Below are 14,123 nucleotides of genomic sequence, written 5' to 3'. Positions count from 1 at the left end.
CTCCCTTCCGGTGCGCTCTTCCGATGGCCACCGGGAGCAGGAAGGATGGCCCGGAAAGGCCAGGGGATGCAATCGGTTGCCGCCCCTGGCTCCCGCGCCTGTCAGATCGGGTCGCGCGTCCTGCCCGTGCCGCCGGTGGCATCATTCGCCCCACCCTCGCCGCCGACCACGGGCTTGTCGCCCTGCTTCTGCGACATGCCGTGCTGACCCTGGTGCTGCCCGCCGCCGCGCCCGGCCTCGGCCGCGCCCAGCATGGTGCGCTGGCCCTGGGTGGCGCCGGTCATGGACGGGTTCATGGCGGGATTCATCTGCTCTGCCTGCCACTGCCGCTTGGCCTGCGCCGCCGGCATGGAAAGCCGCACCTGCCCATCGCTGACCGAGGCCACGGCCTCGCCCGGCAGGAAGTGGTGCTGGCCGCTTTCGTCCCGCGTCAGCTTGATGCGGTCGCCATCGAGGTGATCGACGGTGCCGACCTCCTCCCCATCGCTGCCGACGACCTTCATGTGTTCCTGCACCTGGTGCAGCGCGTGATGCGTCATGGCGTATCCTCCTCCGCCGCCCATCGCGGCGCGGGGAAGGAACGGGGAGCGGCCGGCGCGGTTGCCCGTTGACCTGCGGCCGTCGCGGGCGGATGCCAGGGGCATGAGCGACGACCCGCGCCGATACGCCCCCGCCACGCTGCGCAACCGCGACCCCATCCTGGCCGAACTCCGCCGCCTGCTGCCGCCGTCCGGCCTGGTGCTGGAGGTGGCCAGCGGCACCGGGGAGCATTGCGCCCATTTCGCCGCGGCGCTGCCTGCGCTGGACTGGCAGCCGACGGACCTCGACCCCGAGAACCGCGCCAGCATCGCCGCCTGGTGCCAGGGCCTGCCGAATGTGCGGGCGCCGATCGCGATGGATGCCGGCGCGGCCTGGCCGGTGCCGGCCGCGGATGCGGTGCTCTGCATCAACATGATCCACATCGCCCCCTGGGCGGCGACCGAGGGCCTGATGCGCGGCGCCGCCCGCGCGTTGCCAGCGGGCGCGCCCCTGATCCTCTACGGCCCCTACCGCCAGGACGGCGTGCCGACCGCGCCCAGCAACGAGGAGTTCGACGCCAGCCTCAACGCCCGCGACCCCGCCTGGGGGCTGCGCCATCTGGAGGCGGTGGCGGCGCTGGCCGCCATGCAGGGCTTCGGCCCGCCCGAGGTCACGTCCATGCCGGCCAACAACCTGGTCGTCGCCTTCCGCCGGGCATGACGATCCCGGAGGGCATCCCGCTCGCCGCCCTGGTCCTGGCTTCGCTGGCCAGCGGCGTGGCGCGGGGCTTTTCGGGCTTCGGCGCGGCGCTGGTCTTCATGCCGCTGGCGGCCTTCGCCATCGGGCCGCGGCTGGCGGCGCCACTGCTGCTGGTGATCGACTTCGTGCCGATGATCCTGCTGCTGCGCGGTGCCTGGCCGCTGGCGGACAAGCGGGAGGTCGGTTGGCTCAGCCTCGGCGTGCTGGCGGGCCTGCCCTTCGGCATCGGGCTGCTGGCGATGGCGGCCCCCCTGGCGCTGCGCTGGCTGGTGGCCGGCGTGATCCTGGCGCTGCTGGCGCTGGCGGCCTCGGGCCTGCGCTTCCCGGCCACGGTGCATCGCGGTGCCTCCGTCGGCGTCGGCGCCGTGGCCGGCGTGCTGGCCGGCGTCGCGCTGGTGCCCGGCCCGCCGGTGATGGCCTGGCTGCTCGGCCGCCACCTGCCGCCCGCGAAGCTGCGCGCCGTGTTCAACCTGTTCCTCGCGGCCAGCGGATTCCTGACCGCGGCGGGCTTCGCCATCGCCGGCCTGTTCAGCGCGGCGCTGCTGGGCCCGCTGGTCGTGGCGGGGCCGGTCTATGCCTTCGGCACCTGGGTCGGCACGCGCCTCTTCACCGTCATGTCGCCGGTGGTCTTCCGCCGCGCCTGCTACGCGATGATCGCGGCCTCCGCCCTGCTGTCGCTGCCGCTGCTCGATCCGTATCTGCGCTGAAACGCGAAAGGGCCCGCCGTTGCCGGCGGGCCCTTCCGCTCATCGGTCGCTGGTCGGTCAGACCTGGCGCTCGGCCAGCATCTTCTTGATCTCGCCGATCGCCTGGCCCGGATTCAGACCCTTCGGGCAGGTGCGGGCGCAGTTCATGATGGTGTGGCAGCGATAGAGCTTGAAGGGATCCTCCAGCGCATCCAGCCGCTCGCCCGTCGCCTCGTCGCGGCTGTCCGCGATCCAGCGATAGGCCTGCAGCAGCACGGCCGGGCCGAGATACCGGTCGCCGTTCCACCAGTAAGAGGGGCAGGCGGTCGAGCAGCAGAAGCAGAGGATGCATTCCCAGAGGCCGTCGAGCTTCGCCCGCTCCTCCTTCGACTGCAGCCGCTCCCCATCCGGCGGCGGGGGCGTATCGGCCTTCAGCCAGGGCTCGACGCTGCGGAGCTGCGCGTAGATCTGGCTGAGGTCCGGCACCAAATCCTTCACCACCGGCATGTGCGGCAGCGGGTGGATCTTCACCTCGCCCGTCACATCCTCGATCGGCTTCAGGCAGGCGAGCGTGTTCAGCCCGTCGATGTTCATCGAGCAGGAGCCGCAGATGCCCTCCCGGCAGGACCGCCGGAAGGTCAGCGTGGTGTCCACCTCGTTCTTGATCTTGATGAGGGCATCAAGAACCATCGGCCCGCAGGCATCGAGGTCGATGTCATAGGTATCCGTGCGCGGGTTCTCCCCGCTATCGGGATCCCAGCGATAGATCTTGAAGCTCCGCACCTTCTTCGCGCCATGCGGCGCGGGATAGTGCTTGCCCTTCGAGATCGTGGAGTTCTTGGGCAGCGTAAAGGTAGCCATGATCCATCGGGCTCCTAGTACACGCGGGCCTTGGGCGGGAAGACCTGCACTTCGTTGGTGAGCGTGCGCATCTTCACGTCGCGGTAGTCGAGCTTGACGTTCCGCTTGTCATCGACCCAGGCGAGGGTGTGCTTCATCCAGTTCTGGTCGTCGCGCTCCGGGAAATCCTCATGCGCATGCGCGCCGCGGCTTTCCTTGCGCGCATCGGCACCGACGATCGTCGTCAGCGCGTTGCCGAGCAGGTTGTCCAGCTCCAGCGCCTCCAGCAGGTCGCTGTTCCAGATCAGGCTGCGGTCGGCGATGCGGATATCCTCGTAGCCCGCCGCCACCTTGTTCATCTTCTGCACGCCCTCGGCCAGCAGCTCGCTGGTCCGGAAGACGGCCGCGTGTTCCTGCATCGTCCGCTGCATCTGCAGGCGGACATCGGCGACGCTGGAGGAACCCTTGGTGTGGCGCACCTTGTCGAAGCGGGCGAAGGAAGCCTCGCCCGCGCCCGGCGGCAGCGGCGCCTGGGTCGCACCCGGCTTGATCGTCTCGGCAGCGCGATGCGCGGCCGCGCGGCCGAAGACCACCAGGTCGAGCAGGCTGTTGGTGCCGAGGCGGTTGGCGCCATGGACGGAGACGCAGGCGGCCTCGCCCACCGCCATCAGCCCGCGCACCACCCGGTCCTGGTCGCCCGCCGTCGGGTTCAGGACCTCCGTGTGGATGTTCGTGGGGATGCCGCCCATGTTGTAGTGGACGGTCGGGAGCATCGGGATCGGCTCCTTCGTCACGTCCACGCCGGCGAAGATCTTCGCCGTCTCCGAGATGCCCGGCAGCCGTTCATGCAGCAGGTCGGCGCCGAGGTGTTCCAGGTGCAGGTGGATGTGGTCCTTCAGCGGGCCGACGCCGCGGCCTTCGCGGATCTCCATCGACATGGCGCGGGAGACGACGTCGCGGGACGCCAGGTCCTTCGCGGTCGGTGCGTAGCGCTCCATGAAGCGCTCGCCCTCGGAGTTGGTGAGGTACCCGCCCTCGCCGCGCGCACCCTCCGTCACCAGGCAGCCGGAGCCGTAGATGCCGGTCGGGTGGAACTGGACGAATTCGTTGTCCTGCAGCGGCAGGCCGGCGCGCAGCACCATGCCGCCGCCATCGCCCGTGCAGGTATGGGCGGAGGTGCAGGAGAAATAGGCGCGGCCGTAGCCGCCCGTCGCCAGCACCACGGACTGGGCACGGAAGCGATGGAGCGACCCATCCTCCAGGCACCAGGCGGTGACGCCGCGGCAGGCGCCCTCATCGTCCATGATCAGGTCGAGGGCGATGTATTCGACGAAGAATTCGCAATTGGCCTTCAGCGCCTGCTGGTAGAGCGTGTGCAGGATGGCGTGGCCGGTACGGTCGGCCGCGGCGCAGGCGCGCATCGCCGGCGTCTTGCCGTAGTTCTGCATATGGCCGCCGAAGGGGCGCTGGTAGATCTTGCCGTCCTCGGTCCGGCTGAAGGGCACGCCGAAATGCTCGAGCTCGATGATCGCCGGGATCGCCTCGCGGCACATGTACTCGATCGCGTCCTGGTCACCCAGCCAGTCCGACCCCTTCACGGTGTCGTACATGTGCCAGCGCCAGTCATCCTCGCCCATGTTGCCGAGCGCGGCGCCGACGCCGCCCTGCGCGGCGACGGTGTGGGAGCGCGTCGGGAAGACCTTGGTGATGCAGGCGGTCTTGAGGCCGGAGGCCCCCATGCCGAAGGTGGCGCGCAGGCCCGCGCCACCGGCGCCGACCACGACGACGTCATAGGTGTGATCGACGATGCGATACGCACCATTGCCGATCGAGGGCTTCGAGATGGCGTTCATCAGCTGTGCCGTCCATTCATCAGGCGGGGCCCCGTAGCCCGCGCCGCCAGGCCTTGAACTATGGTCGCCGCGTCAGACCGCAATGCGCAGCACGGCGAGCGCCGCCGCCAGCGCCAGCAGCACGCAGACGAACTTCACCGCCAGCACGGCAGCGATCTTGGAACCCTCGGTGCTCGCGTAGTCCTCGATCACCACCTGCAGCCCGGCCGCGATGTGGTGGAAGGTCAGGCCGATCAGCGCCAGCAGCAGCACCGCGTTCAGCGGATGCCCGATCCAGGCCTGCGCCACATGGTGCGGCATGCCGGCGGAGGTCGCGAGCGAGGCGATGAACCAGATCGTCAGCGGCAGCAGCGCGATGGAGGTGACGCGCTGGCCCCACCAATGCGCGACGCCGGACTTGGCGGAACCCGCGCCGCGCACGCGGCCGAGCGGCGTGCGGAGCTGGGACTGGCGGGGCGCTTCCCCGGTCGAATGCGACATGGTTCCGCCCCTTACCAGGAGATCAGCAGCGCGAGCCAAGTCAGCGCCGTCAGCACGCCCGTGCCGATCAGCACCGCGCGGCCCGTCTTGTAGACGGTCGGGATGTCGTAGCCCCAGCCGGCATCCCACAGCAGGTGGCGGATGCCAGCCAGGGTGTGGAACCAGGCGGCGCCCGTCAGCCCCATCAGGAACAGGATGCCGAGGAAGGAGCCCAGGAACCACTGGACGTTCCCGAAAGCCTCGGGCCCGGAGGCCGCGGCCACCAGCCACCACACCATCACCGCCGCGCCGACGGACCAGATCACGCCCGTGATGCGATGGCTGATCGACAGCGCGCTGGTCATCTGCAGCATGTCATAGACCTGCAGATGCGGCGACAGCGGCCGCCTGACCGGCGTGCCGTCCGACCGGCGACCGATCATGGTCGCCTCCCGCGAATCCTGCATTGTCGACATAAGGCGCCCGCTCCTCATGGCGCGCCCGGCGTCGAGGCGGGGCGCACGCTCAACCTTGTGGATGCTTTTATGGTGCACCGCGCCATAGCGTCAACGCGGCGCAACATGGACAGACGTCCATGCGGCGAATCGTGCATCAGGGCGATAGGAATGTTATCCTTCGCCATGCGCAAGCCCGAGCCCCGCACGCTGCCGCGCTTCGCCCCCCGTCGCCCGGCCGATCCCTGCCCGGACAACGCTGGCGCAAGCGGCAGCGGCCCCGCGCGCCCTGGCACCCCGCCGCCCGCGGCCGTTCCGCGCTTCACCCGCGCGCTGGAGGTGCTGCACAAGCTGCTGACCGGCGGCGCGGCGCTCGGCGCCATCCTCCGGCTGTTCTTCTGAGGATCTGTCGGGAAGGGTCGCCTGCGTTCGATTCCGTTGAATCTCCTGGTCGTATTGCGCGCGCGCGCCCGGGTTCCTTGCCGATCCCGACCGGCCCGCCTACCGTCATGTTGATGGAGACGTCTCGGCGCCGCGGCAGGCGGGCAACAGGCAAGGTGGCGGTGCTCGGGGCGGGCATCATGGGCTGCTCGACCGCGCTGTTCATGGCGCGCCAGGGCTATGACGTGACCCTGTTCGACCAGGCGGCGAAACCCTTCGAGGGATCGAGCGGCTGGAACGACGGCAAGCTCCACCTCGGCTACCTCTACGCCGCCGACCCCAGCCTCGGCACCGCGCGCCAGCTGCTGACGGGCGGGCTGCTGTTCCGCGACATCGTGGAGGAACTGCTCGGCGGGTCCATCGCCGGCGCCACCACGGCGCGGGACGAGGTCTTCCTGCTGCACCGCGATTCGGTCGTGCAGCAGGACGGGGTCGAAGCCTATTTCCGCCGCGTCTCGGAGCTGGTGCGGCGCCATCCCGATGCCGGCCGCTACTGGGACGATGCCGCGCTGCGGGGTGTCACGCCGCTGACGCCCGCCGAGATGGCCGCGGTGGCTACCGAGGGCGGCGCCATCCTCGGCGGCTGGCGCCTGCCGGAACGCAGCGTCTCCTCCCGCTGGGTCGCGCGGCGCTACATCGCGGCGCTGGCGGCGGAACCGCGGATCGAGCAGCGCCTCGGCCACCGCGTCGTCTCTGTCCGGCCATCGGCGGAGGCGACGGGGCTCGATGGCCCCTTCCAGGTCCGGACCGATGGCGGGGAGGACGGGCCCTTCACCATCGTGGTGAATGCGCTCTGGGAAGGCCGCAGCGTCATCGACCAGGGCATCGGGCTGGCGCCGGCGCCGGAGCTGACCCATCGCTACCGCTACGCGCTTTTCGTCCATACGGAGCGCCCGGTGGCGCAGCCCAATGCGCTGATCGGCACCGGGCCCTTTGGCGACGTGAAGGCCTATGGCGACCGGGATTTCTACCTCTCCTGGTACCCCGCCGGCCTGGTCGCGGTGGGGGAGGATCCCGCGCCGCCACCCCTGCCGGCGCTGGACGAGGCTGGGCGTGCCGCGCTGAAGGCGCGCATCCTGGACGGGCTGGCGGAGCATGTGCCGGCGGTGCGCCAGGTGGCCGATGGCGCGGCGCAGATGGACCTGCAGGGCAGCTGGGTGGTGGCCCAGGGCCGTGGGCGGCTCGACGACCCTACTGCCGGCCTGCACCGCCGCGACCGCTTCGGCATCCGCCGCAGCGGCCGCTACGTGTCCGTGGATAGCGGCAAGTTCTCGACCGCGCCCTGGATGGCGCGCGAAGTGGCGGCGATGTTCCGGGGCGGGTAGGGCGCTGGCCGGCCGTGCGGCCAGCCTTGACTTGTCAAACAGAAATCCGATTTCGTTTGACGTCACCGGATCGGGAGGCACTGCATGGCCGACATCGCGGAAGGCTCGCTCGGCGAGCGCCGGCGGGCGCGGCTGAAGAAGGCGGCGGACGAGGCCGGGCTGCTTGCCGGACCCAAATCCAGGCAGCTCGCCGGGCGGTTTCCGGACCACCTGGTCGCCGAGGCGCAGCGCCGGGCCGGCATCACGGAGCCGACGGAGCTCCTGACCTACGCCCTGATCAAGGTCGCGATGGAGGATGATTTCGGCAGTCGCCTGCTCGCCCGGAAGGGGCGCGTGGCGAAGGGCATCCTCACCGTTGAGGATTGACCTGCGTCGGTCGTTGCGGCGCCTCCGGCCGCAGGGCAGGACCGGCCAGCTGGCGCGGCGCGCGGATGCGCAGCTGACTTTCGTCGGTCCGGGCGACGCGGTCGGATCCCCGGTCCTGCTGGACACGACCGTCTACCTTGATGTGCTGAGCGGCACCACGCCGCCGGAGGTCGATGCCCTGCTGGCGGCGCGGCCTTTGTTCCACCTGTCGGTCGTGCTCGCGGAACTCACGAACTGGTTCGGGAAGCTCGATCCCAGGGCGCCCGGCACCGCGGCCGTGCTCGCCGAGCTTGCCGGAGCCATCGACGACATCCCGCCGCATCGGGTGGAGGGCGTGGCCCCCGGCACGATGCTGGAGGCCGGAATCATGGCCGGCCTGGTGCACCGCCTGGGCGGGTTCCAGCCCCATCAGGCCCTGCACGCCATCAACGACGCGGCGATCTACCTGCATGCGCTGGAGAACGGGCATACGGTGCTGACCCGGAACATCCGCGACTTCGACTTCATGCAGCAGGTCCTGCCTGCGGGACGGGTGCTGTTCTACCGCGCCTGAGAGTCCCACGGCCCGGAAGGGTCGCGCCCTACTCCCCCACCAGCTTCCGCGCCACCAGTTCCTCCGCGATCTGCACCGCGTTCAGCGCCGATCCCTTGCGGAGGTTGTCCGTCACGCTCCAGAAGGCCAGCCCATGCGGCACCGTCAGGTCGCGGCGGAGCCGGCTGACATAGACGGCATCCTCGCCCGAGGTCTCGGCCGCCGTCGCGTAGCCGCCATCCTCCCGCCGGTCGAGCACGATGACGCCCGGCGCCTCCCGCAGCGCGTTGCGGGCATCGGCTTCCGTCACCGGGCGCTCGAAGGCAACATGCACGGCCTGGGCATTGCCGATGAAGACCGGCACGCGCACGCAGGTTGCCACCACGGCGATGTCGGGGTCCAGCACCTTCCGCGCCTCGGCGGCCAGGGCCCATTCCTCCCGCGTCGCGCCGTCATCCATGAAGTCGCCGACATGCGGGATGCAGTTGAAGGCGATCTGCTTCGGGAACTGCTCGGCGGGCGGCGTCTCGTTCACATAGACGCCGCGCGTCTGCGTCCAGAGCTCATCCATCCCCTCCCGCCCCGCGCCGGAGACCGACTGGTAGGTGGAGACCGCCACGCGCCGCGCCTTGCCGATGTCGTGCAGCGGCTTCAGCGCGACCGCCATCTGGATGCTGCCGGGGCTCGGATTGCCGATGATGCGCCGCTTGCGGAAGCGGGTCAGCGCATTGGCGTTCACCTCCGGCACCACCAGCGGCACGTCGGGCTCCATGCGGAAGGCGCTGGTGTCGTCGATCACGATGCAGCCCTGGCCGGCGGCGCGCGTCGCATGCACCTGGCTGGCGGCGGCGCCGGCCGCGAAGAAGGCAAGGTCGGTGTCGGAGAAGTCGTGGCCCTCCAGGCCGCGGACCTTCAGCACCGCGTCCTCGCCGTAGGAGACTTCCTGCCCGCCGCCGCGCCCGGCGCTGAGCGCCACGACCTCATCCGCCGGGAAGGACCGTTCCGCGAGTGTCTTGAGGATCTCCCGCCCCACCGCGCCGGTGGCGCCGACGACCGCGACCTTCATGCCCATGCTGCCGCTCCTGCCTTGGAAGGGGAGGGGCGGCTTAGGCGCTCAGGCGGAAGGGGGCAAGCAGAGGCCGCCTTCCGCGTCGGGCTATTCCAACGGCCTTTTCGCGTGACCGCTCAAGGCCCCCTCAGACGCGTCGTGCCGAAGGCACGCCTGCGGCGTGGCGCGGAAACCTCCGGTTTCCTTGGCTTCGTCGTGCCAAAGGCACGCCTGCGGCGTGACGCATAAGCGGCGGCGCCCATTCGGGCGCTCGGACCGGCCAACAGGCCGGTCCGCTGGTATTACAGGGCGCGGACGGCCCGCAGGAAGCCGTCGGTCTTGGCGCGCAGCAGTTCCGCCTGGCTGGCCAGCGCGCCGCTGTCGTCGCGGACCGCGGTGGCGGCGCCGCCGGTGGCATTCGCCGCGCCGCGGATGCCCTCGATCCCCGTCGCGACCGTCTGGGTGGCTTCCGCCACCTGGGCGGCGCTGCGGGCGATCTCCTGCGTCGCGGCGCCCTGTTCCTCCACCGCGGCGGCGATGGCCGTCGCGATCTCGCTGGTGCGTTCCACGGTCGTGCCGATGCCGCGGATGGCGGCGACGGCCTGGCTGGTGGCGGCCTGCATCTGGCCGATCTGCTGGCCGATCTCCTCCGTCGCGCGGGCGGTCTGGCCGGCCAGCGTCTTCACCTCGCTCGCCACCACCGCGAAGCCCTTGCCGGCATCGCCGGCGCGCGCGGCCTCGATCGTGGCATTCAGCGCCAGCAGGTTGGTCTGGCCGGCGATGTCGCCGATCAGCCGCACCACGTCGCCGATGCGGGCGGCGGCTTCCGCCAGCCCCTGCACGGTGGCGTCGGTGGCGCGGGTCTCCGCCACCGCCTGGCTCGCCACGCTGGCGGCTTCCGCCACCTGGCGGGAGATTTCCGTGACCGAGGCCGCCATCTCCTCCGCCGCCGCGGCCACGGCCTGCACATCGGCCTGGGCGCGCCCGCCCGCCGCGGCCACCGCCGCCGCCTCCGTGCCCGAGGTCTCGGCCGAGGCGCTGAGCCCGACCGCGGATTGCCGCAGGCGCTGCGCGGATTCCGCCACCGCGCCGACCACGTTGCCCACTTCCGTCTCGAAGGTATCGGCCAGGCGCACCTTCTCCGTCGCGATGTTCCAGCACAGCATGGTGGCGGTGTAGTTGCCGGCGGCATCGCGGATGGCGGAGATCCGCAGCTCGATCACCTCGTTCCCCAGCATGATGCGGGAGGTATGCGGCAGGCGGGACGGGTCGGACAGGATCGCGCGCTGGTGGTTGGGGTCCTTGTGGAAGATGTCGATGGACTGGCCGATCATGCCATCCGCGTCGGTCGGCATCAGGTGGCGGAGACGCTCCACCAGCGCCTTCGTCTCCGCATTCATGTAGGTCATGCGGAAATCATTGTTGGGATCGGCGGACATCACCGCGGTCGGCAGCTGCTCGATCATCTGCTGCTGGGCGAAGGCGCGGCCGGTGGTCACGCGCAGCGTCTCCAGCGCTTCCGCGATCGCGCCGATCTCGTCATGCCGGTTGCGGTGCGGCACGGCGATGCTGGCGTCGCCATCGGCGATGCGGCGCATCACGCCGGACAGGCGGCGGAGCGGCGTGCCGATCACGCGGGCCAGCAGCAGGCCGGACAGGACCAGGACCACGGCGATGGCCATCGCCGCCCAGATCGTGCCCTGGCGCGCGCCCTCCGCTTCCTCCGCCACGGCGGCGCGCTGGGTCGCGGAGATGCGAAGCGCCACCTCGCCGACCGCGCCGATCGCCTCCCGCATCGCAGCCCGCGCGGGCTCCACCTGCTCCCGCCGCAGCTTCGCGATCTCCTCGCCCGCCACCAGGATCTTGTTCGACGCCTCGCCGACCGCCAGCGCGCGCTCCATCAGCCGGTTGATGTCCTCCTTCACCCGGGGCGGCGCCTCGATGGAAGCGAGGCCGCGGCCATGCACGCGGCTCTGCGCGATGCCGCGGCGGATGCGGCGCACCTGCTCCTCCTCCCCGGTCGCCAGCAGGCGCTGGATGCCGATGCGCGTGTCGTTCACCGCCGCGTGCACCGTCATCAGGCGCTGGCGGGCGTCGTCCTGCTGGTCGGCCGGGACGTCGAAGCCAATCGCCGCGGCCACCGCCTCGAATAGGCTGTCATATTCGCCGCTGCGCGGGAAAAGCTCGTTGTCCCGGGCCTGGATCATCTGCAGGCGCAGCCGCGCCACCTGTTCCAGCGCCTGGCCGTAGCTGCCGGCCGCGCCATCGAGCCGCTGGATCGCCGCCGTCATCTCCGGGCGGTTCAGCCGCTGCCCGGCCTCCTGCACGATGCGTCTTCCCTGTTCCAGGGCGGTGGCGATGCGCGTCCAGGCCGGGGCCTGCGCGGCTTCCTGGTGCAGCAGCAGCAGGTCGCGTTCCAGCACCGCGACGTCCCGCAGCGTCGACTCGCCCTCATCCAGGCGGTCCATGGCGGATTCGGTTTCGGCCGAGGCGGCCTGCTCCCCGATGATGCCGGTGGTGGCGCGCCACACGAGGCCGGTCAGCACCGCCAGCATGGCAAGGGTCAGCAGCGCCGAGGCCGCAAGTTTGCGGCCCACGGTGAAGTCCGGGATCAGTCGCATTCTTTTCGAGCTTCCGGATGAATGAATATCCGGAAATTCGCAAACCCACCTTGCCGGACAATGAACGACGGGCGGTTGTGACCGCCCGCCTCACGGTTGTGTGAGGTCTATGACTGCACGAGGTTGTCCGGCACCGCATGCCCGGCTTCGCGCAGGTAGCGTGCCGCGCCGGGATGGAAGGGCAGGAAGGTGTTCTTCGTCCAGTTCTCCGCCAGCGTCTCCGACGCCGCGGCGATCGCCTGGCGGAAGCGGGCATTCTGGCCCAGCACCGCCTTGGTGATCTCGTAGGCCAGGTCGTCGGACAGGCTGCGGTGGCCGATGGCGAAGTTGTACATGCCGACGATGCTGAGCGGCTTCTCCTGCTTGCGGTAGGTGCCCATGGGCAGCGTGCCGGGCGACAGCTCCGGGAATTGCGCGGTCAGCCGCCGCACCTCATCCGCCGTGAAGTCGAGGTAGTTGACGTCCGCCTGCACCTCGATCTCGCTGAAGGCCGGCACCGGCACGCCGGAGGCGAAGAGGAAGCAGTCCAGCAGCCCGTCCTGGATCTGGCCCACCAGGTCGGAGGCCGAACCGTAGCGCACGGCGGAGGGCCGGACGCCGAGCGTGTTGAGGATCTGCGGGTAGTAGGTGCCCGGCGTGCCGCCGCGCGGGCCGACGCCGACGGACCGGCCGCCGAGCTGCGCATGGCCGGTGATGCCGCTGCGCTTCAGCGCGATGCCGTGGAAGGGCGTGTCGTACATCGGAAACAGCGCGCGGATGTCGCGGAAGCGGTTGCCCTGGGTCCAGTCGCCCTGGCCGTTCCAGGCCTGCAGCGCGACGCCCATGGTCACCATGCCCAGCTCCACCTCCCGCCGGTTGACCAGGATGATGTTCTGGTTCGGCCCCTGCGTGGTGCGGTAGGAAATGGCGACCCCGGTCGCTTCCTGCGCAATCTGCCCCCAGGCGGGGCCATAGAGGGCATAGGTCCCGCCCGGCGCCGCCGTGCCCATCGTGAGCGCGCGCGGCCAGGACGCGTTGCGCGGCTGCGCGAAGCCGGGGCTGGCCATCCAGGGCAGGGCGAGACCGGCGGCCGAGGCAGCAAGAATATGGCGGCGACGCATGACGCTTCCTCCGTTTTGTTGCTTGTATGCCACCCGCATTACAGCGGGATCGCGCCCGGGGGCAAGCCCGCGTGCCGGATCGGGGCTTGCAGGGACTCGGCCGGCGGCCACATGCCCGTCGCATGCTGCATCTCCTGAAACTCTGCGTCGGCCCGAAGGAGGTGGCGGAGCTTGCCGCCAACCAGGCGCGCCGCGCCGCGCTCGACCCGCCGCTGCGCCACCAGACCCGCATGGTGCCGAAGCGCGCGGCCGAATTGCTGGATGGCGGATCCCTCTACTGGGTCGTGGCCGGCCTCATCCGCGTGCGCCAGCGCCTGGTCGATATCCGGGAGGAGCGGTGGGATGACGGCTCCGCCTGTGCTGGCCTGGTCCTGGACCCGGAGCTGGTCCTGGTCGAGCCGCGGCCGCAGAAGCCCTTCCAGGGCTGGCGCTACCTGGAACCGCCGGCCGCACCGCCGGACGTCGCCCGTGGCGGCGCCGCCGCGACCGGCCTGGAGGCCCTGCCGCCCGCCCTGCGGCGGGAGCTTGAGGCGCTCTGCCTCATCTGACGAGACATCGCGCGAAGAACATCCGCCAAGCGTCTTGGATTACGTGGATTTCAGTTGCGCCCCATCGCCCCGTCAGGGGCTGGGGCGCACCCTGGCGGTACCTCGACGGCGTTTCCCCCCGGGCGCCAGCGACGCTAGCCAACCGCCCCGGATTCAGGAACGCACCCATGCGCATGACCCTTCGCCTGCTGCTCGCCGCCGCCGCCATCGCCGCTCCCGTCCTGCTGACGGCGCCTGCCAGCGCCAACAGCCCCGTCGCCCCCAACGGCACGCCCTATCAGGAAGTGGCCGCGGCCCGCGATGGCCAGACCCAGACCCGCGCGCAGCGCCGCCAGCGCCGCGAAGCCGCGGCCCAGCGCCGCCATCGCCAGTCCGGCCAGCGCGCCGCCCAGCGCCGCGCCCGCCCCGCCGCGACGGCGCCGGCCGGCCAGGGCTGAGTTGTTTCGCCCCCCCCGACGGGGGGCACGGTTTCGGCGCTGGCCATTTCCCGGCAGGCCAGCGCCGACGAGGCCGATCTGGTGGAGACCCCAGGCCTTGCGGCCTTCGGCCCCCGCCCGGGGTCGGCCCTTTC

16 protein-coding genes are annotated in these 14,123 nt (G+C 70.9%); 8 read left to right on the top strand and 8 right to left on the bottom strand.

Annotated elements, in window-relative coordinates; genetic code table 11:
• Positions 1–101: 101 nt before the first annotated feature.
• On the bottom strand, positions 102–539 hold the full coding sequence (locus tag G3576_RS24115) for a DUF2171 domain-containing protein (protein ID WP_207623017.1): 438 nt from the start codon (positions 537–539) through the stop codon (positions 102–104).
• Positions 540–642: 103 nt separating this feature from the next.
• On the opposite strand from G3576_RS24115, the gene G3576_RS24110 reads away from it, so the two are divergent.
• Positions 643–1,239 carry a DUF938 domain-containing protein gene (locus G3576_RS24110; RefSeq protein ID WP_164697038.1) on the top strand — a complete coding sequence of 199 codons (597 nt, stop codon included), beginning with the start codon at positions 643–645 and terminating at the stop codon, positions 1,237–1,239.
• Positions 1,236–1,985 carry a sulfite exporter TauE/SafE family protein gene (locus G3576_RS24105; protein WP_164697037.1) on the top strand — a complete coding sequence of 250 codons (750 nt, stop codon included), beginning with the start codon at positions 1,236–1,238 and terminating at the stop codon, positions 1,983–1,985. Before G3576_RS24110 ends, G3576_RS24105 begins: the two co-directional genes overlap by 4 nt.
• A 57-nt stretch (positions 1,986–2,042) precedes the next feature.
• On the opposite strand, the gene G3576_RS24100 is transcribed toward G3576_RS24105, so the two are convergent.
• The 4 genes from G3576_RS24100 to sdhC form a co-directional block, all read right to left on the bottom strand.
• Complete coding sequence (locus G3576_RS24100) at positions 2,043–2,825, bottom strand: succinate dehydrogenase iron-sulfur subunit (protein ID WP_164697036.1); 783 nt, start codon at positions 2,823–2,825, stop codon at positions 2,043–2,045.
• A gap of 14 nt (positions 2,826–2,839) precedes the next feature.
• Complete coding sequence (sdhA, locus tag G3576_RS24095; RefSeq protein ID WP_164697035.1) at positions 2,840–4,657, bottom strand: succinate dehydrogenase flavoprotein subunit; 1,818 nt, start codon at positions 4,655–4,657, stop codon at positions 2,840–2,842.
• 72 nt (positions 4,658–4,729) lie between these two features.
• Entirely contained in the window at positions 4,730–5,137 is a 408-nt protein-coding gene (gene sdhD, locus G3576_RS24090) for a succinate dehydrogenase, hydrophobic membrane anchor protein (protein ID WP_164697034.1), read from the bottom strand.
• An 11-nt stretch (positions 5,138–5,148) separates the two neighbouring features.
• Positions 5,149–5,559, bottom strand: a complete 411-nt coding sequence (gene sdhC / locus G3576_RS24085) for a succinate dehydrogenase, cytochrome b556 subunit (protein ID WP_235952410.1) — start codon at positions 5,557–5,559, stop codon at positions 5,149–5,151.
• A gap of 198 nt (positions 5,560–5,757) precedes the next feature.
• On the opposite strand from sdhC, the gene G3576_RS24080 reads away from it, so the two are divergent.
• From G3576_RS24080 to G3576_RS24065, 4 genes are all read left to right on the top strand, one after another.
• Positions 5,758–5,973 carry a hypothetical protein gene (locus G3576_RS24080; RefSeq protein ID WP_164697032.1) on the top strand — a complete coding sequence of 72 codons (216 nt, stop codon included), beginning with the start codon at positions 5,758–5,760 and terminating at the stop codon, positions 5,971–5,973.
• 155 nt (positions 5,974–6,128) lie between these two features.
• Complete coding sequence (locus G3576_RS24075; RefSeq protein WP_164697031.1) at positions 6,129–7,337, top strand: FAD-dependent oxidoreductase; 1,209 nt, start codon at positions 6,129–6,131, stop codon at positions 7,335–7,337.
• Between the two features lie 84 nt (positions 7,338–7,421).
• On the top strand, positions 7,422–7,703 hold the full coding sequence (locus G3576_RS24070) for a hypothetical protein (RefSeq protein ID WP_164697030.1): 282 nt from the start codon (positions 7,422–7,424) through the stop codon (positions 7,701–7,703).
• A gap of 13 nt (positions 7,704–7,716) precedes the next feature.
• On the top strand, positions 7,717–8,256 hold the full coding sequence (locus tag G3576_RS24065) for a type II toxin-antitoxin system VapC family toxin (protein ID WP_235952409.1): 540 nt from the start codon (positions 7,717–7,719) through the stop codon (positions 8,254–8,256).
• A 28-nt stretch (positions 8,257–8,284) separates the two neighbouring features.
• Here G3576_RS24065 and G3576_RS24060 read toward each other — a convergent pair whose 3' ends face one another.
• The 3 genes from G3576_RS24060 to G3576_RS24050 form a co-directional block, all read right to left on the bottom strand.
• Positions 8,285–9,307, bottom strand: coding sequence for an aspartate-semialdehyde dehydrogenase (locus tag G3576_RS24060; RefSeq protein ID WP_164697028.1), 1,023 nt, complete (start codon positions 9,305–9,307; stop codon positions 8,285–8,287).
• A gap of 278 nt (positions 9,308–9,585) precedes the next feature.
• Positions 9,586–11,904, bottom strand: coding sequence for a methyl-accepting chemotaxis protein (locus G3576_RS24055; RefSeq protein WP_164697027.1), 2,319 nt, complete (start codon positions 11,902–11,904; stop codon positions 9,586–9,588).
• Positions 11,905–12,011: 107 nt separating this feature from the next.
• Positions 12,012–13,004, bottom strand: coding sequence for a TAXI family TRAP transporter solute-binding subunit (locus G3576_RS24050; RefSeq protein ID WP_164697026.1), 993 nt, complete (start codon positions 13,002–13,004; stop codon positions 12,012–12,014).
• 122 nt (positions 13,005–13,126) lie between these two features.
• Here G3576_RS24050 and G3576_RS24045 point away from each other — a divergent pair, with 122 nt between their 5' ends.
• Both G3576_RS24045 and G3576_RS24040 read left to right on the top strand, forming a co-directional pair.
• A complete protein-coding gene (locus G3576_RS24045; RefSeq protein ID WP_164697025.1) occupies positions 13,127–13,552 on the top strand; it encodes a DUF1489 family protein in 426 nt (141 codons plus the stop codon).
• Between the two features lie 167 nt (positions 13,553–13,719).
• Positions 13,720–13,989: a hypothetical protein gene (locus G3576_RS24040; RefSeq protein WP_164697024.1), complete on the top strand. Its 270-nt coding sequence runs from the start codon at positions 13,720–13,722 to the stop codon at positions 13,987–13,989.
• Positions 13,990–14,123 lie beyond the last annotated feature (134 nt).

It is taken from the genome of Falsiroseomonas algicola, assembly GCF_011040385.1.
GTDB lineage: Bacteria > Pseudomonadota > Alphaproteobacteria > Acetobacterales > Acetobacteraceae > Falsiroseomonas > Falsiroseomonas algicola.
Note: the sequence above shows the minus strand (reverse complement) of the source record. Positions and strands in the feature narration are given on the sequence as shown.

What these genes read in the sequence shown, in the direction of transcription:
- G3576_RS24115 (WP_207623017.1), bottom strand. Translation starts at nt 539, where the DNA reads ATGACGCATCACGCGCTGCACCAGGTGCAGGAACACATGAAGGTCGTC.
- G3576_RS24110 (WP_164697038.1), top strand. Translation starts at nt 643, where the DNA reads ATGAGCGACGACCCGCGCCGATACGCCCCCGCCACGCTGCGCAACCGC.
- G3576_RS24105 (WP_164697037.1), top strand. Translation starts at nt 1,236, where the DNA reads ATGACGATCCCGGAGGGCATCCCGCTCGCCGCCCTGGTCCTGGCTTCG.
- G3576_RS24100 (WP_164697036.1), bottom strand. Translation starts at nt 2,825, where the DNA reads ATGGCTACCTTTACGCTGCCCAAGAACTCCACGATCTCGAAGGGCAAG.
- sdhA (WP_164697035.1), bottom strand. Translation starts at nt 4,657, where the DNA reads ATGAACGCCATCTCGAAGCCCTCGATCGGCAATGGTGCGTATCGCATC.
- sdhD (WP_164697034.1), bottom strand. Translation starts at nt 5,137, where the DNA reads ATGTCGCATTCGACCGGGGAAGCGCCCCGCCAGTCCCAGCTCCGCACG.
- sdhC (WP_235952410.1), bottom strand. Translation starts at nt 5,559, where the DNA reads ATGATCGGTCGCCGGTCGGACGGCACGCCGGTCAGGCGGCCGCTGTCG.
- G3576_RS24080 (WP_164697032.1), top strand. Translation starts at nt 5,758, where the DNA reads ATGCGCAAGCCCGAGCCCCGCACGCTGCCGCGCTTCGCCCCCCGTCGC.
- G3576_RS24070 (WP_164697030.1), top strand. Translation starts at nt 7,422, where the DNA reads ATGGCCGACATCGCGGAAGGCTCGCTCGGCGAGCGCCGGCGGGCGCGG.
- G3576_RS24060 (WP_164697028.1), bottom strand. Translation starts at nt 9,307, where the DNA reads ATGGGCATGAAGGTCGCGGTCGTCGGCGCCACCGGCGCGGTGGGGCGG.
- G3576_RS24055 (WP_164697027.1), bottom strand. Translation starts at nt 11,904, where the DNA reads ATGCGACTGATCCCGGACTTCACCGTGGGCCGCAAACTTGCGGCCTCG.
- G3576_RS24050 (WP_164697026.1), bottom strand. Translation starts at nt 13,004, where the DNA reads ATGCGTCGCCGCCATATTCTTGCTGCCTCGGCCGCCGGTCTCGCCCTG.
- G3576_RS24045 (WP_164697025.1), top strand. Translation starts at nt 13,127, where the DNA reads ATGCTGCATCTCCTGAAACTCTGCGTCGGCCCGAAGGAGGTGGCGGAG.
- G3576_RS24040 (WP_164697024.1), top strand. Translation starts at nt 13,720, where the DNA reads ATGCGCATGACCCTTCGCCTGCTGCTCGCCGCCGCCGCCATCGCCGCT.